18 protein-coding genes are annotated in these 20,335 nt (G+C 34.6%); 2 read left to right on the top strand and 16 right to left on the bottom strand.

The genetic code is table 11. The annotated features are described in order from the left end of the window. Positions 1-32: 32 nt before the first annotated feature. The 16 genes from JE46_RS12530 to JE46_RS12465 all read right to left on the bottom strand — a co-directional run bounded on the left by JE46_RS12530 (position 33) and on the right by JE46_RS12465 (position 15,754). Positions 33-1,232: a phenylacetate--CoA ligase family protein gene (locus tag JE46_RS12530; protein WP_031455632.1), complete on the bottom strand. Its 1,200-nt coding sequence runs from the start codon at positions 1,230-1,232 to the stop codon at positions 33-35. 15 nt (positions 1,233-1,247) lie between these two features. Further along, on the bottom strand, positions 1,248-2,159 hold the full coding sequence (locus JE46_RS12525) for a glycosyltransferase family 2 protein (RefSeq protein WP_031455631.1): 912 nt from the start codon (positions 2,157-2,159) through the stop codon (positions 1,248-1,250). A gap of 6 nt (positions 2,160-2,165) precedes the next feature. Next, positions 2,166-3,431 carry an ATP-grasp domain-containing protein gene (locus JE46_RS12520; protein WP_031455630.1) on the bottom strand — a complete coding sequence of 422 codons (1,266 nt, stop codon included), beginning with the start codon at positions 3,429-3,431 and terminating at the stop codon, positions 2,166-2,168. A gap of 15 nt (positions 3,432-3,446) precedes the next feature. After that, the gene (locus JE46_RS12515) at positions 3,447-4,259 is read right to left on the bottom strand and encodes a hypothetical protein (protein ID WP_031455629.1); all 813 of its coding nucleotides are present in this window, start codon (positions 4,257-4,259) and stop codon (positions 3,447-3,449) included. Positions 4,260-4,524: 265 nt separating this feature from the next. After that, positions 4,525-5,469, bottom strand: a complete 945-nt coding sequence (locus JE46_RS12510; protein ID WP_031455628.1) for a glycosyltransferase family 2 protein — start codon at positions 5,467-5,469, stop codon at positions 4,525-4,527. A 120-nt stretch (positions 5,470-5,589) separates the two neighbouring features. Then, entirely contained in the window at positions 5,590-6,159 is a 570-nt protein-coding gene (locus tag JE46_RS12505) for a class I SAM-dependent methyltransferase (RefSeq protein WP_031455627.1), read from the bottom strand. Between the two features lies 1 nt (position 6,160). Continuing rightward, a complete protein-coding gene (locus JE46_RS12500; protein ID WP_031455626.1) occupies positions 6,161-7,585 on the bottom strand; it encodes a radical SAM/SPASM domain-containing protein in 1,425 nt (474 codons plus the stop codon). Between the two features lie 84 nt (positions 7,586-7,669). Beyond that, entirely contained in the window at positions 7,670-7,840 is a 171-nt protein-coding gene (locus JE46_RS23855; RefSeq protein ID WP_083480882.1) for a DUF1843 domain-containing protein, read from the bottom strand. 101 nt (positions 7,841-7,941) lie between these two features. After that, entirely contained in the window at positions 7,942-8,118 is a 177-nt protein-coding gene (locus JE46_RS23850) for a DUF1843 domain-containing protein (protein ID WP_083480881.1), read from the bottom strand. 99 nt (positions 8,119-8,217) lie between these two features. After that, positions 8,218-8,394 carry a DUF1843 domain-containing protein gene (locus tag JE46_RS23845; RefSeq protein ID WP_083480880.1) on the bottom strand — a complete coding sequence of 59 codons (177 nt, stop codon included), beginning with the start codon at positions 8,392-8,394 and terminating at the stop codon, positions 8,218-8,220. A gap of 84 nt (positions 8,395-8,478) precedes the next feature. Then, complete coding sequence (locus JE46_RS12495; protein ID WP_157505916.1) at positions 8,479-9,132, bottom strand: hypothetical protein; 654 nt, start codon at positions 9,130-9,132, stop codon at positions 8,479-8,481. Between the two features lie 785 nt (positions 9,133-9,917). Beyond that, the gene (locus tag JE46_RS12485; protein ID WP_051872880.1) at positions 9,918-10,667 is read right to left on the bottom strand and encodes a copper chaperone; all 750 of its coding nucleotides are present in this window, start codon (positions 10,665-10,667) and stop codon (positions 9,918-9,920) included. Between the two features lie 13 nt (positions 10,668-10,680). Further along, complete coding sequence (locus JE46_RS12480; RefSeq protein WP_051872879.1) at positions 10,681-12,543, bottom strand: tyrosinase family protein; 1,863 nt, start codon at positions 12,541-12,543, stop codon at positions 10,681-10,683. A gap of 448 nt (positions 12,544-12,991) precedes the next feature. Next, the gene (locus JE46_RS12475) at positions 12,992-13,975 is read right to left on the bottom strand and encodes a hypothetical protein (protein WP_031455621.1); all 984 of its coding nucleotides are present in this window, start codon (positions 13,973-13,975) and stop codon (positions 12,992-12,994) included. A gap of 20 nt (positions 13,976-13,995) precedes the next feature. Next, positions 13,996-14,745, bottom strand: coding sequence for a glycosyltransferase family A protein (locus JE46_RS12470; RefSeq protein ID WP_031455620.1), 750 nt, complete (start codon positions 14,743-14,745; stop codon positions 13,996-13,998). 196 nt (positions 14,746-14,941) lie between these two features. Further along, positions 14,942-15,754: a hypothetical protein gene (locus JE46_RS12465; protein WP_031455619.1), complete on the bottom strand. Its 813-nt coding sequence runs from the start codon at positions 15,752-15,754 to the stop codon at positions 14,942-14,944. 220 nt (positions 15,755-15,974) lie between these two features. On the opposite strand from JE46_RS12465, the gene gcvP reads away from it, so the two are divergent. Together gcvP and JE46_RS12455 are read left to right on the top strand one after the other, a co-directional pair. Beyond that, positions 15,975-18,824, top strand: a complete 2,850-nt coding sequence (gene gcvP, locus JE46_RS12460; protein ID WP_031455618.1) for an aminomethyl-transferring glycine dehydrogenase — start codon at positions 15,975-15,977, stop codon at positions 18,822-18,824. Between the two features lie 275 nt (positions 18,825-19,099). Continuing rightward, positions 19,100-20,158: a 3-oxoacyl-ACP synthase III family protein gene (locus JE46_RS12455; RefSeq protein WP_031455617.1), complete on the top strand. Its 1,059-nt coding sequence runs from the start codon at positions 19,100-19,102 to the stop codon at positions 20,156-20,158. Positions 20,159-20,335: the final 177 nt, after the last annotated feature.

Genomic DNA, 20,335 nt, shown 5'->3' with positions numbered 1-20,335 from the left:
ACCACTAAGCAATATTTACATTTGAAAAAACATTACCTCAAGTCCAACAACACAGGTGTTTTTGTAGTATTGGGATCTATATATAAATCAGCTGCTGTGACTAGTAACACCTCAACTTTCATAAAACGTTCATTATAATTTAACAGCCGTTTTAATGCTGTACATTTTTCCTGAAGAAAATCTGCTCTTTGACTTTGGGATATATTTTGTACAATTAACATCCGAAGAACTTCCTTAAAATTATCATTAGCAGATAATTGAATCTGAAAAGTTGTAGCTCCCTCGGTAAGGAAAATGAATTCATCTACATCATAATGTTGCTCCCCTATTATAAAAGATTTAGTTTCCCTGGATTTTAACTCCAAAAAAGATTTTCCCTCCACATCAACCCATCGCCCTAAATCACCAATTGCATATCGAAAAACAGGAAATCTTTTGCGAAAAGTATTCGTTACGGCAATGGTACCATATCCGTTTGTATCCGGATTCAAAATTTCGACTATAATTCCGTTAATTACTGAGAATAATGATGGATTTTTAGTAAAATCCGACCATGCCCAAATCCCTGTTTCGGCAGAACCATACATCGAATAAATTTGTTTAAAACCGAATGCTTTCTTCAGAAATTGTTCAATATTAGGTCGTAGAAATTCACCTGCATAAAACAAATTTTGTATCTGCAGTTTTTTGTTGTTTTCTTCTAAAAACTGAGCAAAACATAACAATTTTGAAGGAGTGCCTAATATAAAATCTGGCTGAAAATATTGTGCAGCCTGCTCCATATCCGGGTAACCTGCATGTGCGCTCAATGCTAATGTAGTAGCTTGACATTTTTCTAAAATATCATCCATAATCGCGGCTGTCCGGTACATATCTGAATACCCAAAAATATTTAAAGCAATTGTTTTAGGAGTAAAAAAATTGTTGGCACTCAGTTCTGTAGCCAGGGTAAAGCGTTGATTTTGATTTTCTTGTATGTCTACCGGAAATACCAAAGGATTTTGAGTGCTTCCGCCGGAGCGCACCAAATAAACTCCAGTCTTTTCTTCGTGAAGCTTAAACTTTGTTTTTAAAATTGGGATCAATTCTTTTTTGCTTAACATTGGGGCTACTGCAGCATAATCATATCCTTTATAGAATTCACTATACAAATGATTGTTTTTGGCTAATAGAAAATAATCCTGCAATATGGTGGGGTTCTGTGTTTTTGTAGCGATACAGGATGAATGCATAGTCGGTCGTTTTGTTTATTTCCTTTTTTTGAAATAATAATAGTTTTTGATTAAAAGAAGAGCATGATGGAAGACAAACAACACTTTTTGTTTCCTGGACGGTAAACGCTCCATGGCATGTTCTAACCATCGTTGCGACAACATTCCTATTAAATATTGATCGTACAGATTAGAACTTTTCTGATATCGCTTTATCGAAACCGGAATTTCCAGTTCTCTCCAGCTTCCATAACTAATTCGGGATAGACTTCCTTCAATTTCCCTTACTTCAATGCAGGCTTTATTGAGCAATCCTACAAGAGCTTCTTTTTTCATGTTTTTGAGGACACGATACCAAAAATCAATTCCTTCATTTAAAGTAGCATTCTCATTGTAACGAATGCTATCTAAGTGTTTTTTTCGTATGATGACATTACTACCTACCCCCATTATAAAATCTGGTGCACTGATTGTATGCAGCACATTTGGTATTAAATACAATTGATCGGAAAGTAAAATCAATTCTTTTGCAAAAGATTTGATATTGGGCAAATAATAGTTAGAGGGAAACAATAAAATCCCTATTATTAAAACATCTATGTTTTTTTGCTCCATGATCGACCCTGCCTCCCTTAAACCGGAAAGTGTGTAACAATCATCTGCATCCAAAAAACTGATTAACTCTCCTGTGGCTTTTTCGATTCCTAAATTTCTTGCATTGCCCGGCCCCTTATTTTCATTCAATTCAATAATTTGAATCTCGGTTTGCAAAAACTGCGGTGCAAAAAACGATACTGAATCTTTTAGATTAACCAGGCTTTTATCTGTACTGGCATCATCTACAATTATAATTTGTGATGGTTTTTTTTCCTGTAAAGCCAATGAGCGTATGGTGTCATAAATATAGTTTTGTTTGTTGTAAAGGGGTATAATAACTGTATGTTTCATATTTTTCTACTCTAATAATGGATAAATTAAGGCTCTCTCCTGATGCACATTTACCACCGATTCATCTGAACCACGAAACACCCCTGTTCCATACATTTTATCCTCTTTGCACAACAACATCCCCACCAGATGAATCTGGCGATGGTTTTCGGTGTCAGTAAATTCTTTTTGGTCGACAAAGTGCTGTACAACATATTTACTCCAGTTTTCCCGTATAATGACTTCCCACTCCTCCTCTGTACACTCCTTTTTAACATACGCACCAATCCCTCTTCCGCCACTATTCAATTTCAAGATCAAATTCTCTTTACCATATATAAAAGAGTCACAACCAGCAGAATCATGAATAACAAAACTGGGAATAAGATATTTTTTCAAGAAAGCATATTCTTCCTCGTTCAGGTAATCGTTCATTATCTGATCATTATACATTACCGCCAAAACCCGTTTATCATGAATTAAAATTAAGGTACGGATATCGTTAAAATAAGTGTTTTCTTCTATTAATTTGTCGAGTACCTCCGGGTTTATTTTTTTTAATTCTTCCCGATCCATTTCTAAAATGAATTGCGAAACTGGCGCTCCATTGACAATAATCGAATCATTTGAGACGTTTAAATCCTGAGGTTTCACAGATATTAATTCGATTCCTAACTTTGCTAATTCGGCTTTAAGATAAAAAATCTCTGTTCCTTTTTCATCATCATGAACGACAGCTACTTTTTTATGAGGAGCGAATTGATGGTACAAATCGTCAACAATATTCTTTAAATCTTTATTTATAGCGGTCGCCGCCTCTTTATCTAAATTTATCTGATCACCCATTAATTTTAAATAATAACTAATCATCCAGCCGTTTAGAGGATATCGTGCACCAATCTCACAAATTTTTGCCTGTTCATTGGTGTCATATAAAAAATCAGGGCGATAAAAACCCTGATTGTATTGTTTGTGACTGCTTTTTTTTAATAAGGCCTCTAAGTCTTTATCCAATTGATAATAGTTTCTAATTCTATCATCCTCAAAATAATTAAGAACAATTACCTTGCAGGCTTTATTTAAAATAGAACACAAGCGATTCATTTTCTGGCAGTAATCTGAAGATAATAACACCGAAGAGTTGGCAAAAGAGCTTCTGCTTAACCCGCTCTCCTGTTGAAAGTATTCAGAAAACAGCTCGTTCCATTTTTTCTGGTTTTCAGCATGATTTTGCTGCAACCGAATCTTTGGAATAATGATTTTAGATTTCGCTTCTTCCTTTGTGATTGTCATTGCCAGGATAATAAATTAAAAACTAAGTTCTTCCATTTCCATGATATCCTCCATTACTGCTGATTTTTTTTCTAAATAATCTTTAATAATTGGTTCAAGATCATATGCTTCAACATCAATATTCATTGCTTTGGCATAATAAAAAACAGCATTAACGGCAAAAAAGAAATGATTTTTTTCAGTTGGGCCACAGTGAACACTTATCCATGCCAATGTTTTTTCGCATTCCTCTTCAGAGAAATTGTAATCGTTTATTAACCACGATTTGAATTTTGGAAGTATATACTCTACTTCGCCATGCGTATAAATTTCGTGTATCAAAGTTGTCAATAATGCAATCATGATATCTTTATTTCGCAACGAATTTTGATCTTTCCATGCTTTAAAATCGCAAGCACTTTGATTTAAATACCTGCGTAAAAGCCAATCATCATCTGTACAAATAGTAGTTGCCATAGTATAAAACATCTGAGAGTGTAAAATTCTGCCCACTACTGCCAGATCTTCATCTACAATTCTGTTTAAACTTGTGATTGCCTGCAATAGTGCTTTTTCGTCAGCAACAGGTTGTTTTTTATGCACCAGCATGGTCATACGGTTGCTAATTCCAGCCACGGTCATGGCGCTGTTATTAGTTTGGCTCCAACTATGAAAAAAACGTTGTAAGTGTTCTTTTTCCTGAACTTTCGATGTCAACTGAGTAAAACTTTTTTCGATTTTTGAAAATGCCTCCAGTTGATTAGGCAAGAATTTTAATAGCTGATCCTTTAAATGTGATTCTTCCATCCCTTCAAGAACCGGAAGAATAATTGAGCTTAAATTGGTCATAATTATTTGATTTTAACAGGTTAATTTATTAAGTTAATTTTGATTGCACGAAGTGGTTTTATTTAAAAAAACGATCAAAAGCACCGGAAAAGAAAGTTTTGTAATTGTTCTTTTAGTAAACCTACTGTATAAAAATCAGCGATAAATACAAAATGTTACAAATGCATTAATTTTGGGTATGAAATGTTCATTTAATGCAATAAGAAAAATGAAACCTCCCAAATAAAAGTTTACTGCTTTGTTTATTAAAAATCTAAAGTTGGTATTACTTTAAAATGCTCTTTTTTATAAAATTTCTTTTCAACTTATATAATAATGCCCGTTGCCAAATTTTTTTATACCTGTAAACAAATACTACTTTATGGTTTAAAGTGCTCAGGTTATTCATGGCGTGCGTAAACCAGCGTAAACTTAACATTCCGGCTAATTGCAAATCAAACTCATTGGTGCTTTTTACATAACGATTTACCGTTGGAGGAACCTTTAATTCATTCCAATGGGTATATTTCTTTCTTGAAAGACTTCCCTGGACTTCTGTAACCCGGATATAACTTCCAGTTAACAATCCTATTTTGGAGGTTTTATTTTCAACAACTGATTTTAAAACTCTATACCAAAAATCGACTCCTTCATTTAACAAAGAGCCAATTTCATAACGGTGTGCACCTATACATTTACGAAAAACAACAACATTACTGCCACGCCCCATAAAAAAATAAGGTGAACTAACTGCAAACAAAGGATTAGGCAAAACATACAACTCGTTGTTTACAGGTCGAAGGTGTTCTTTTATTTTTTTGGTTTCAGGATACTTTATTCCAGAGGGATGAAGTTTAATTCCTACAACCAGAAAATGGATTTGTTCCTGATGCATATAGTGTGCAGCAGTAGTAATAAATTCTTTTTCATAATAATCATCTGCATCCAGAAAACTGATAAGGTCGCCAGTAGCTTCTTCCATCCCTCTGTTTCTGGCATTTCCAGGTCCCGAATTATTTTTTAATGCAATGAATTTAATTTTAGTCTTAGCAAAAGCTGTTTTATACGTTAAAAAGCAATTTTTTGCAACCATCAAACTGGCATCCGTGCTTGCATCGTCAACTATAATTATTTCGTCGGGCTTTTTGCTTTGAAAAGCAAGAGAAGTAATTGCTTTTTGAATATATTTTTCTTTATTAAATAATGGAATAACCACTGTGTAACTCAACATAATCCTGGAACTATTCTTTTATAATTAACTGCACAATAAAAAGTATAAAACACTATCATTAAATTCGAAATACAGAGAAATCAACAAAAAAAAGAAAATTTCTGCCTGATTATGATTGTTCTATTTTGAGCGATAGTATTTAATTTTTCTGATCACATCAATATCTTTATGATGGTATTGCTCTAACCAGACAGCCTCATCAAAAAAGAGGCAGCGGGACTCTGCAATTACAATAATGGGCTTGCTTAATGAAATTTTATACAGTGTATTTAGTAATTCAGCGTATTGAAAATCAAAAAGTGGATTGTAGAGATAAAAAATGGTACCATCGGAAATATCTGTTTTTAAAATATCATCACATACTGCAATGACATTTGTTAATTTCTCTTTTTCAATTAAATCAACACAAACATCATTACGTTCTTTAAGGATTTCAATTCCTTTGAATTTTGCATAAGGAAATTTTACAGCCCCGTATAAAATTATGTTTCCATAACCTGAGCCTAAATCGTAAAATACGGTCTCGTTTGTCATCTCAACAGGATCAAAAAGATCAGATAAAAAACTCGAAGAGCCGTATCTGTACGAATTAAGACCATTACGAATTGTGATTTCTGAAAGGCTTAAATTTTCTTCAATGTCATCCGAATATTTATCAATTTCAGATTGGATTTTTTTCAGAAGCTCCATATCATTTCATCATTAATAATTCTAATTTTTTCAGGGAGTCTATAGCTTTTTCCATTTTAACAGCATACTCGTCATTTACCTTTTGAACATCAGCATTACAAAAATTACAGATCTCTTCCTCTTCATAAACATAATTATCGCATCCGTTACATAACTTAAGTGCTTTTGGCATTCTCGGAACTCTGTTTGTATTATCTGATACTGGAATTTGATGCGCATCATTAGGTGATTGTATTTCTACAATCTCTCCTTTTTCATTTTCGACAATTATCTCAAAAAGACCAATATCAAAAGACAATCCAGGTGCTTCTTGTGTTTTTCTTATTCTTTCGTGAAGCCCTTTCTTTTTTAATTCTAAAGCACGATGATGACAAAAAGGATTATTACCTCGCTTTCCAAACAATACATGACTTGTCCAGGTACAACCAGCCAGACACGAAGATTCATAGTAACAGCCTTTACAGCCTCCCCATAATTCTTCTTTATTTCTGTATCTGGAAAAAACCATCTCTTCGCTGTATTTCCAGATATCTTCAAGATCCATATCTTTTACATTGCCACCTGTATATTCAGATGTTGGTAATGATGGACAGCCTTTAATTTTACCGTCGGCTTCAATGCCAATTCCGGTATGTCCTGCTGAACAACCTGTGTAATATTTCTCATTCCCTTGTCTCCAGATATGTTCGTAGGGTCCAAAATAGCCAATGTTATTTCCTGCCTGAATTAAAACATTATTAGCCAGAGCTTTTCTGTATATCAAAATAAGGTTGTCATAAAAATCAATTAATTCATAAGGCTGCAGTATTAATTCTTCCGAATTATCAACCGCATTTCCCATTGCAACAGCCAATTGTATTTGCCAATTTTTTACATTGTTTTCTATAAGGACATCCAGAAGTTCATCTAATTCATTTTTACTGCTTTTTGTAATTACTGTATTTACACTGGAAGGTATATTGTGTTTTTTTAGTAATTGCAGGCAGTTAATTACATGTTCAAAAGAATCTCTTCTGCCTCTAATTTTATTGTGTGTTTCGGGCATTCCATCGATAGAAACCCCAATATTTCTTATTCCTGCTTTTTTGGCATCAATAATTCGCTCTTCGGTTAGATTATATGCACCGGACTGCATCGAACATTCAATTCCGCTTTGATTTATTCTTTCGATAATTTCAAGCCAGTCTTTTCTCAAAAAAGCTTCTCCGCCAATAATGGTAATTTCTCTTGTGCCAAGACGTTTAAGGCTGTCAATAACACCAAAACATTGTTCTGTAGTCAGTTCGCCAGGTCTTACTTTTCCGGCTCTGGATCCGCAATGTGAGCATTTTAAATTACATGCTAAAGTAATTTCCCAAACTACATGTACCGGGGTAGCCGTTGCATAATCGTCTCTTACTCTATATCGTGTTGAAGTTTTTTCCATCTTACATCGTTATTTAATGTTCTAATTAATTATTAAAAAAGCGGTTTAAAAAGTCTTACTTTACAAACCGCTTTCCAATTTAAATTACTTTTTCAGTGCTTCAATTGCGTCAAGCAGTTCAAGCAATGCTGCACTTAAATCTTGTTGTTCTTTTACAGTTTGTTTAGCCTGAGTGGCTACTGCAATCATTTTTTCTAAATCATTTGAAGCTATCGCTTCTCTAATTCCTGCTGCATAAAGCATAATTGCTCCCATAATAGTGATGTTTATAGTTATTCCTACTCTTGAGGTTTTTCGGTTACACCCTTGTTTTTCTGTACAAGTCAGTTAGATAATTAGATTGGTTTAGACACCTTTTATTTTTTGCCTTTAAGCGAATCAATCGCTTCTAACAATTCTAGCAAAGCAGCACTTAAGTCTCCTTGCTCTTTTACCGTTTGCTTTGCTTGCTCTGCAACAGCTTCCATTTTTACTAGATCATTAGAGGCAATAGCTTCTCTAATTGCTACTCCATACATTGGCATTACTCCCATAACTATTCTGTTTTTATAATTAGTCCTACTCTTGAGGTTTTTCGGTTACACCCTTGTTTTTTTGTTCAGGTCAGATGATTTTTTGAATCGCTGTTACCTTTATTTTTTCTTTCTTAATGATTCTATCGCTTCTAGTAACTCCAGCAAAGCCACATGCATATCACCCTGCCCTTTTACTATTTGTTTTGTTTGCTCTGCAATGGCTTCCATTTTAGCCAGGTCGTTTGAAGCTATAGCTTCTCTGATTGCTACACCATAAGGCATTATTACTCCCATAATTTTATATTTTAAGTTATTAATTAATTATTCGTATTTACTTTTACAGATAAGTAATCGCTTTTATCTGTATCTGTTTAATTTTTAGAACCTAAACTCTTGTAAAAAAAGTGCGGGTTCGCTAGGACTTACACAGGTTAAATTGCCCATCGTGAAAGTTTTACCTTCCTTGTTTTTTGCAGTAATCATAATATTTTTCATTCCTGCTTTTAATGTCCCAAATCTATTACCATTGGTTACTTCAATTCCCATTTCATGCGGAGTACCTGTTCTGGTGGCGATAACATTCCCTGAACCATTGTTAATTAACAGTATCTCTCCTATTGCCGGTGGAGGAAATAATTGAGAAACCGTAATATCTGTAAGTGGCCCCAACGTAATATAATCAGATAAACCTCCCGTATTAATAGGCTCAGAATCTTCTTTATTAATAGTGATAGTTCTTCCAAACTCCGGCTGACTGCTGTCATTTGTACAATACATCCACGGTGTAGTAAAAGGAGTGCCATCTTCTGTCTCTCCCGTTGCTACATATCTTTGGTGTATACCAAGTTTAGGGTTTTGACTTTGTAAGTCCAGATTAAGATTGTAGAATACAAACATCAAAAGTGTACCAACTGCGTAGGTTCCCGTAGCTCCTTCAATAACCGGAAGAATAACAGGCCCGACACCTCCACCATGCCAATCTACATAAGGATATACATTTACATTTTTAACTTTTACAGGTATAGGTTGCATAATAATTAGTTTTATCCTACTCATAAGGCTTTTCAGGTTCGCCTTCGCTTTTATACTGTGCGAAACAGTTCGTTTTTTATAGTGGGTTCTGCTCCACTTCATATTTTTTGTTGCAAACAGACATTTCTCAACAAGCATGTTTTAATGAATTATATACTTTTATTTTAAAGAAATACATCAGAAACAAATGCTGAAAATAAATTCTGACAACTTAATTTTCTGTAATAAAATTACACCAGAAATAAAATCAGAAATAAAAAAATGGTATGGGAAGGAGATTTTGACGTATGAATACTGTGAAAATTATAACGAGATTTTTTTTTTACACATAAACAATTCATTATCAAAACATAAAACATATCAAACACAATCTAAAAAGTCGCTTATAAAAAGGAAAAATCAGCAAAATTTACTGTTTAAGCAATGCTGTAGCTATTAAACTTGTTATTTATTCCTGGATTTAAATTTTACAGTAAACTCCTCCCTTTTTACTCCCTTATTATACTCTAATTTATTTGAGACCATTCCTTTTTTATTGTATCTGATTACAAATTCATTGTGTTGTTTTTTATTGATTAATTCTTCATCATTTATATCCTTAGCTGATACATCTGAATTATTAAAAAATAAAAACTGTACTGTTTTTGGAAGGAGAAAACGAACAATACTTATAAAGAAAATCCTTCATGAACTAATATTCCACTAAACAAAGGAATATTAATTCTTGAAGGAAGTTCTGATTGAAGTTGCTATCTATAATGCTGATTACAGGTTTATTAATACTATCAAAAGTTCATCAGCCTGATTTTTGTTTGCACAACGATGATTTTTAATAATTTCATTCGAGGAACAAAAAGCCATTTAGGGAATCTTGGATATTCCAGATGCTCACTAATCATAACAAAAGTTACAATTAGCATTGCTAAATCGTGCCCTTTGGGTAAAAGCATAGGAAATAGCATCAATGCCCAACCAGAACCAATGCACCAAACACCATGTGTAAACCCAAAAAAGAAAGAATCACGAAAAGCCTTCCACCCAAATGCTGACAGAATTCGATGATTATGACCGAGGTTTAAAAACCGTTGCTTAATTGGCGAAATCTCCCATATTACTACAATAACAAACAATACTAATGCAGGAATATAGGATATGGGCAATAAAAGGTTAACTCCCATTATGATTTCTATCATAAAAACACCAATAACCATCCATACAAGCAGATAAGTAAACACAAATAATAAAGAGCACAAGAAACGATAGCGTTTGAAGCTATGCTTGTAAATAAACTGAATGGGCAGAATTAATTTAGGAAGCATCATTGCAATCACCATAAGCGCCCAGCCAATTAATTGAGATGAAAAAAGCTTCATCTGAAGCAACATCTGAAATGATGTTGCAGTAGGACAAGAAGCAAAGACATGACAGTATTTCATTGCCATAATATGTCCTGGGTTTACCAAAAGGAGTGTCCAGACAAAAATGCTGATAATTACTATATTGATTGCAATACGCTTATTTTGTGAAAGTTCCATATTCCTTTTTGACTTATTGTCCTGAACGGTAAATTCCTATCCGTTCTACTGTAATTTCATTCCCATCAAGAGGAGCGTCTTTACTCTTTATTTGGACATCTAGTGAATTAATATCAAGGGCACTATCAAGATGCAATTCGTCAATAACATTTGTGATATTGAACTTAAAAGTAAGTCCTGCACCGCCATGAACAGTATTTTCCATCGAGGCACTAAGAACTCCAAAAAGAGAAACAGACTTGATAAATTTTTGATTTACATAAAGGGAAAGAAAATTAGAGTCTTCGCCCCCTTTTACTCCTTCCAGCTGCAGATACACCTCATCAGGAGCATTAGAAACAGAAGCTTTTAAAAAACTGTTTTTTACTGATTTCAATGCCGTTTTATCCAATTGAACAGTAGTTTTGGTTTCTTTATCCTTTAAAATAATTGAACCACTACTTGCTCCTACTAACTCTTTATTTTGTTTATTAGCCATCTTAAGTCCTGTTTCTAAATTTGTTACACCAAGTTTATTTAATCTAAGAGATAAATTCTCTTTTAAAGAACTCGGTTGAATAGTGTCATAAGAAGTTAAAGAGAGATCACTATAGGTATAAGAATAATATGTTCCGTTATACTTCAAATCATTTGTAGACTGAACATCTGCTGGTGTATAATACCAGGCAGTACCATTTGCATCCAATGGCATAGCAAATTGTGAATTACCATTGGCTGTTGGTCCAACCAGCCAATCTGCTTGTGTTGGATTACTATTTTTTCCGGTTACATTCCAGGCATCCCACATACGGTCAATATTAGAATGATGTAAGAAAAATATCGGGTCTAGACCTGCTGTTGCCGGCACTCCCATCAAACCTATTTGTCTTACCGCATTTCGCCCGCCTACCATACCATGAACGAAATTATGGGGATTCTGCTCAAGATCTCCGGTTTCAGAACCACTATGCGAAAATCCCGTTTCTCCCCCGCCATAAAAATAGCCATTTAAATCTCCTGGTCCAAGTGTTGAAGGAGCAGATCCTTCACTATAAATAGTATCCCATTGGCATTGATCATTTGCAGAATTCTCTCCATTACCTACCTGTACATCAGACCCATAACGCTCAGGCACATATAATGGATTTGGTGTGTTATCTGGTAAAACAGTAACTGTAAATGCTGGAGGAATATTAGATTCAGTATAGATCGTAGATTGGCTTAGATAATTCCAATAAGGCAATGACCAATCCGAAGGACCATTTAATTCAGATATAATGGTACGAAGAATATTTTCGAGTGCTACCAAATACCCCCTGTGCCAGGGAGGAAAAAACCAGGTACCGTGCTGACATTGATCCCAAAAAATACTTGTTAATGTACCTGATGGAAGTGTATTTAAATTTGCAGCAGCTCCTATGTATTTAATATTGACCCAGTTTAGATATTGGTATGGCTTTGGGTATAAAGATTTTGGCAATAATAATTCTCCGTGAATTGCAGCATAAAACCACCAGCTTGTAGGGTCACTTACAGGTCGGGACTGCATTACCTTAACAGCTTTTGCATACCAGTAAAGATCGGTATAATTACCGGACTTGTCTATAAATTGCCCGCCATTGTTGTCATCCCATGCATTTTTTCTTAAATAAACTAATTGCTTCCAAGTAGTACCATTATCCCAATTTATCTCAGCATTGTTACTTGACAGCGTCCCGGTTTTATTTCCCCCGTCATCCGTAAAGTTTACGGTAATTACCGATGGATTAGAAGTGTTTACAGTGCCTTGAAAAGGGCCACGGCCGTTACTATAAGTTACACTAATGCTGGCTTTAGATCCAGTAATTGTGATCAACACATTTTGTTGATCTACCCACTTTCTGATAAATGAATTCATATTTTTAATGATTTAATTATTTGTTGTCTTACACATAAGGTTTTTCAGATGCCACCTTCGCATTTTACTGTGCGAAACAGTTCCTTTTTTAGTGATTTTTAGCCTGCTTTAAATCTTTTCGTTCCTGATAAACACTTCTTAACAAAATAAATTTTTATGAATAAAGTCAGTTCATTTAAGATTGCCACGAAAAATTAATTAAAACAAAACCTGAAGATAAATGATACTGGCTTTTATTTTCTGTACTAAAATTACTTGAGAAATAAAGTGCTGAATAAAAAAAGGGTATGAGACGGGGATTTTTACGCATGAAAAGCGTAAAATTGAGAAGAGACTGTTTTTTTTATAAAACACTCATTATCAAAATAAAACAAAAAAATAGTTGCGTTATTTTTGAATAAAATTAAAAATAACAATGGAAAACATCGCTATATACACAATCCCATTATTATTGAACAATGTTGCCCTGCGAATAAAAAGGGAAAATATCAACAGTTATTTCCTGTTGCAGTAATGCAATATCCAGGCTGCCATCATCCTCTGTTTTTATGTAATTTGGTTCTGGCAAATACCGTAATTGAAGGTGCGGATGATACACCGTTTTTCTGCCTTTGCGGAAATACGCACACATTACCGAAAAGCTACTATTGGAGCAGACCAGAATATCGGCTTCAACAAAAGATCTAAAAATAGAATGAATTTGATCGTAATTTTTTTCTTCACGATCAGAGCCAATTATTACCCTGGTATGCTTTCTCTTATCAAACCGCTGTAGAATATCTTCTGCATTTTGTTTTTCGGTGTAGATATTAAAACAAACATTACCAGTACCATACGCCTTTTCGATATGCAAAATGATATTTTCGTAATAATCCATATCAAACATATACCTTACTGCAAATGGACTTGTAAAGTGCTGCGGAAATTTTTCTCTGTCATAATCTGTCCCTCTATTAATATGAACAGCAACTTCTACAGGCGATTTGAATTTATTTATTTTTAAAGAGTGGAGTTCATTGAAGTTCTGAGATACTTCTTGTTGAATTTCGGCAAAAATATTTCGAGTCGTTCTTCCCTCCAGATACCAGGGTATCGTTTGAAACGGATGAATTCGCAAAGCATTTTCTAAGATTACCAGTGTATCATTACTCCTTTTAGGTAAAGCTTTTTCAAAATATTGTAATAACTCTTCATAATCATCAATTCCGCACCATAGAGGTCCTTCAACCCTTACTATATTTTTATATTTCAATTTACGATCTGCTCTTTCCACAATCGGATATTTAAATCCAAGTCCAAAATAATCCAAATATTCGTAAGGAGTATGCACATAATTTAAATTAAATAAGCGACCAATAGTAAGACCGCCTAAAGCATCTTTCAGTTGATGACCGTGATTTCCTCCTGAAGTAAATTCTATTGTAAAGTCCATTTTATATTTTTTATGAAATTTTATTTTATGATTCTCTTTACTGATTTTGCCGATTCAAACATATAATCAACATGGGCTTCTCCTTCTAAATACTCGTAACCATGCTTTTTTTTCCGACTGATTTCACTCATTCGATTGACATATACTTTATGTTTTTTGTATACATAATCTTTACCCAGATATTTATAATGCAACAGTTTTAATTCAATTCTTGAATCTACATTTGAATTTTCATAAAAGACAGGATTACACAAATGTGCGCCGGGTCTGTAGTTAATCTCTTTTATTTTTTTGGGGTCAAAAATGATTTGTTTATCAAACCTTTCAGATCGCACTCCATGTTTAACCTGCTCTGTTATCCCTTTTTTATAGTCGGCTGGAAACTCATGACTCATCATATTGTATCCAATTACAGCAGGCAGAATTATATTTTGCTGTTTGGCCTGTACTAACTTTTCCTCTAAATTTTCATCATATAAAAATTCATCCATATCACAAACAATGACATAATCTGCGGTACTTCCTTTCCAACAATTATTTTTTGATGCTGTCAATTTATCTTCTACGAATTCATTTCCCGAATCCAGACATTTGAATACTAAATTTTTATAAGTACTGGCTAAGCGCATTGATTCATCTGTACTCTGATTATCAATTATGGTAATCTTACTACAGAATTTAGAATAATAATTTAAAGTATGCCGAATCATCTTTTCCTCATTAAAACAAAGCAGATAAAGCTCAACAGTAATAGTGTTGTTTGGACTCATAATTATCCTGAGTTACTTTTATGGTTTCAATTACCAAAATATTTGAATCAACAACTTCGAAGAAAAATCTTCCAGTCTTGGAGTTAAATATTTTTTTATTTCTAAAGTCAAAGCTATAGCAGGAACTTAAATACAAAAGAAAAAATGCCACAAGAAAAAGATTCCTTGTCATAAGACAGACAGAATACTCTTAGAATCACAAAAAAACAATCATCAGCCACCAAAGTATCGGCACGCTTTCGACCCAGAAAGAAGTATAATATTTAGAGCGGTTGGAATTTGCAAATGCAATAAAAAGCATTAAGATAATGACCATTAAAAGATTAATAATGGCATCATGATAATTAAATGTAGAGATCAAAACCTCTAGCCACCAAAACGGAACCAGCAATAAAAACCCTAAATATTTTGTCCGCTTTACGCCTATGGTTTGCGGAACGGTCTGTAAATGCGGATCATCATTGGCCAAATCAATAATTTCGAAAACCAAAATCAATACAAAAACCAATACAAATCGTTGCAGACATTTAATAAAAAAATCCAATGTTGACGGAAGTTCCGCATTTATTAAAGGTAAAACCAGCGTAGCCCCTACCCAGCAAAGTGCCACAATATAGATTTTTACGCCTGCCCAGTTTCTGGCGTTTTTCCGATTCGGAAAAAAAGGAAGGGTATAAAGTGCCGTAATGGCAAATATTCCGACAGAAACAATTTGGGTAATACGCTTCAAATGGAAGAAATAATAACCTACCAAAATCACCGAAACAAAACTCAAAACAGCAATAATTTTAAGCTGCGTCCCAATTGGCTTTTTCTTAACCCGGACCAGCGCATCATATTTTACGAAATTATATCCTACAATAGTTCCAAAAAAAACAAACAACACCATAGCCTCATCATACTGTATATGAAATACATGAAACGTAATCCGTACCAGAGCATAACAGGACAAAGCCACGTGAATACTGCTGTTTAAGTAAAAATCGAATATGTGTTTCAGTAATTTCATCTCTCAAATCTAATCAATTGTTAACAAACCCACCTATTGGTTGAAAAATTCATAAAAATTGAAGTTAAAAATACCCATTAAATTATTAATAATACTTAATTTTGCGCCACAAAAAAACAACACATTTACTATAAAATGTAATAAACCTTGTGTAGCTTACCATTAAACAGGAAAATATGCTTTGTAAATTACATTCTCTTAAAAATACAGAAAGTTACAAATGAGAACAGATGCTTTTGCTTTAAGACACATTGGGACAGGAGAAAATGACCTTGAACACATGTTCAAAACAATTGGTGTTAACAACATGGACCAATTACTTTATGAAACATTTCCTGATGGAATTCGTTTAAAAAATGATTTAATCCTTGATCCGGCAATGACCGAATATGAGTATGCTGTTCATATCATGGAATTAGGCAAAAAAAATAAAGTTTTCAAATCATATATTGGTTTAGGATACCACCCCACGATTGTACCGGCTCCAATTCAAAGAAACATCTTCGAAAACCCGGGATGGTATACAGCTTACACACCGTACCAGGCTGAAATTGCTCAGGGACGTTTAGAAGCAATTTTAAATTTCCAAACTACGGTTATCGAATTGACAGGCATGGAGATTGCAAATGCTTCTTTACTAGACGAAGGAACGGCAGCTGCTGAAGCTATGGCGTTATTATTTGATGTTCGTACCCGTGATCAAAAGAAAAACAACGTAAACAAATTCTTCGTTTCTGAAGAAATCTTACCTCAGACATTATCAGTATTACAAACCCGTTCGACTCCAATTGGAATTGAATTGGTTGTTGGAAACCATGAAACATTTGATTTCTCTAATGAATTCTTCGGAGCTATTTTACAATACCCTGGAAAATACGGACAAGTAAACGATTATTCCGCTTTTATCACTAAAGCAAAAGAAAACGAAATTAAAGTAGCTGTTGCTGCTGACATCTTATCTTTAGCTACCTTAACTTCTCCGGGAGAAATGGGAGCTGCTGTTGTGGTTGGAACTACGCAACGTTTTGGTGTTCCAATGGGATATGGCGGACCTCACGCTGCATTTTTTGCAACTAAAGATGAATACAAAAGATCTATGCCAGGACGTATCATTGGAGTTTCTATTGATGTGAACGGAAACCGTGCCTTACGTATGGCTTTGGGAACCCGTGAACAGCACATCAAACGTGAAAAAGCGACTTCAAATATTTGTACAGCGCAGGTTTTATTGGCAGTTATGGCGGGAATGTACGCCGTTTACCACGGACCAAAAGGTTTAAAATACATCGCAAATAAAGTTCACGCATCGGCGGTTACTACTGCTGAAGCTTTAAATAAACTAGGAGTTTTTCAAACTAATACAGCTTTCTTTGATACTATTTTAGTAAAAGCTGATGCTCAAAAAGTAAAAGCAGTTGCGGAGAAAAATGAAGTAAACTTTTTCTATGTTGATACTGATACGATTTCTATTTCATTAAACGAAACAACTTCAGTAGCAGACATCAATCAAATTGTTGCCATTTTTGCTGAAGCATTAGGAAAAGAAACTTTAACGATTTCTGAGTTAACTGAGACGACTCAATTACCTGCTTCATTAGAAAGAACATCTTCTTTTTTAACGCATGATGTATTCAACAATTATCATTCAGAAAGTCAGTTGATGCGTTACATCAAAAAATTAGAGCGTAAAGATTTATCGTTGAACCACTCGATGATTTCATTAGGTTCTTGTACCATGAAATTAAACGCTGCATCAGAAATGCTGCCTTTATCAATGCCAAACTGGAACAGCATTCACCCATTCGCTCCAATTGAACAGGCAGAAGGTTACATCATCATGCTTAAAAAACTAGAGGAGCAATTAAATATAATCACAGGATTTGCCGGAACAACATTACAGCCAAATTCTGGAGCTCAGGGAGAATATGCTGGTTTAATGGCGATTCGTGCTTACCATATTTCCCGTGGCGAAGGTCACCGTAATGTCTGTTTGATTCCATCATCTGCTCACGGAACAAATCCTGCTTCTGCAGCGATGGCGGGAATGAAAATCATCGTTACCAAAACGACTCCGGAAGGAAACATCGACGTTGAAGATTTGAGAGAAAAAGCGATTGAACACAAAGACGATTTGTCTTGTTTAATGGTAACGTATCCTTCTACTCACGGAGTTTATGAATCTACTATTATTGATATTACAAAATTAATCCACGAAAACGGCGGATTAGTATATATGGACGGTGCTAACATGAATGCTCAGGTAGGTTTAACAAATCCTGCTACAATTGGTGCTGACGTTTGTCACTTAAACTTACACAAAACATTCGCTATTCCTCACGGTGGCGGTGGACCTGGAGTTGGACCAATCTGTGTGAACGAAAAATTAGTTCCGTTTTTACCAACAAACCCAATCCTTAATGTAGGCGGTGAACAAGCGATTACAGCCATTTCATCTGCACCTTACGGATCAGCTTTAGTTTGTTTGATTTCTTACGGATACATCACCATGATGGGAGCTGAAGGATTAAAAAGTGCTACCGAACATGCTATTTTGAATGCAAATTATATGAAATCCCGTTTCGAAGGACATTATCCAATTCTTTACACAGGAGAATGTGGAAGAGCGGCTCACGAAATGATTTTAGATTGTCGTTCATTCAAAGAAAACGGAATCGAAGTTGGGGATATCGCAAAACGTTTAATGGATTACGGTTTCCATGCTCCAACAGTTTCTTTCCCGGTTGCCGGAACTTTAATGATTGAACCAACTGAATCTGAAGATTTAGCCGAATTAGACCGTTTCTGTGATGCGCTTATTGCGATCAGAAAAGAAATTGAAACCGCTACATCAGAAGATAAAAACAACGTTTTGAAAAATGCACCGCACACTTTAGCAATGTTAACTGCTGATACTTGGGACTTTCCATACACAAGAGAAAAAGCCGCTTACCCGCTAGATTACATTGCTGACAATAAATTCTGGCCATCAGTTCGTCGTGTAGATGACGCTTATGGTGACAGAAACTTGGTTTGCAGCTGTGCTCCTATTGAAGCTTACATGGAAAACTAAAATTAGTTTCTTCACAATATTGTACAAACCCGACACGTTAAAAAACTGTCGGGTTTATTTTTTACAATAAAATCGAATTGCATTAGCAAAAAACTTCAACTGACTCGAACATTTCAATCGTTTGAAATCTCTGTAAAATTAAAAAATCATTAAAAAATAATCATTATATCACTTAAAAAATTACTATTTCATAATTATATGCATGCATAGTAATTTTTATCCTTTAAATAATATATTTATTTATAAATTAGCTTAAAATTTTGGAAAAAGAACGAATGAAAATAAAGATTATAGGTATCGGAAGCTATATTCCGCAAAAAGAAGTTAAGAATACCGATTTTGATAAACATGTTTTTTTAAATGAAGATGGAACACCTTTTGGATACCCAAATGAAGTCGTAATTAAAAAATTCAAAGGAATAACGGGTATTGAAAACCGCCGTTATGCCGAAGACAAACACACTACATCTGACCTGGCATTTTACGCAGCTGAAAAAGCAATCGAAAACGCCAACATCGATAAAGAATCCTTAGATTATATCATTTTTGCGCACAACTTCGGTGACGTAAAAACCGGCACCAATCAGTCTGATATGATCCCTAGTTTAGCTACGCGTGTCAAAAACAAATTAGATATTAAAAATCCTAAGTGTGTTGCTTATGATATTCTTTTTGGCTGTCCGGGATGGATTGAGGGTGTATTGCAGGCCAATGCTTTTATAAAATCCGGAATGGCAAAAAGAGTTTTGGTCATAGGAGCAGAAACCCTTTCGAGAGTGGTTGACGAACACGACCGTGATTCAATGATTTACTCAGATGGTGCCGGAGCTTCAATTTTAGAAGCTTCAACAGATCAAGCCGGTTTATTATCTTACGAAAGTGCCACTTTTGCAAATGATGAAGCCAACTTTCTTTTCTTCGGAAAATCATACAATCCGGATCTGGATCCCGATATCAAATACATCAAAATGTATGGCCGTAAAATTTACGAATTTGCATTAAGCAATGTTCCAAATGCCATGAAAGACTGTCTGGATAAAAGCGGAATTGCTATCGATGAGGTAAAAAAAATCCTTATTCATCAGGCAAACGAAAAAATGGATGAAGCGATAATTGATCGCTTTTATAAATTATACGACAAAACAGCCCCTAAAGATATTATGCCTATGAGTATACACGATTTAGGAAACAGCAGTGTTGCAACTGTACCCACACTATATGACCTGTTAATTCAGGGAAAACTGGAAAATCACCAAATCAACAAAGGCGATGTGGTCATTTTCGCTTCGGTTGGAGCAGGAATGAACATTAATGCATTTGTATACCGATATTAAATTTTAGCAGCTATTCCGGCTATCCATTACAAGTCCACACTTAAAAAATGTGTTTTTATTGCCTTAAAAAAGCTTCTTCCAGTCGCTTCTTTAAACCTGCAAAAACTACACTTTTTAAGTCGTGGGCTTTTCATTTCTATCCGGGCTAAAAAACACCAAAATCAGAAGATATCTTTG

It is taken from the genome of Flavobacterium chungangense LMG 26729, assembly GCF_000735715.2.
In the GTDB taxonomy this organism is placed as follows: domain Bacteria; phylum Bacteroidota; class Bacteroidia; order Flavobacteriales; family Flavobacteriaceae; genus Flavobacterium; species Flavobacterium chungangense.
This window is presented reverse-complemented; position numbering and strand designations above follow the sequence as displayed.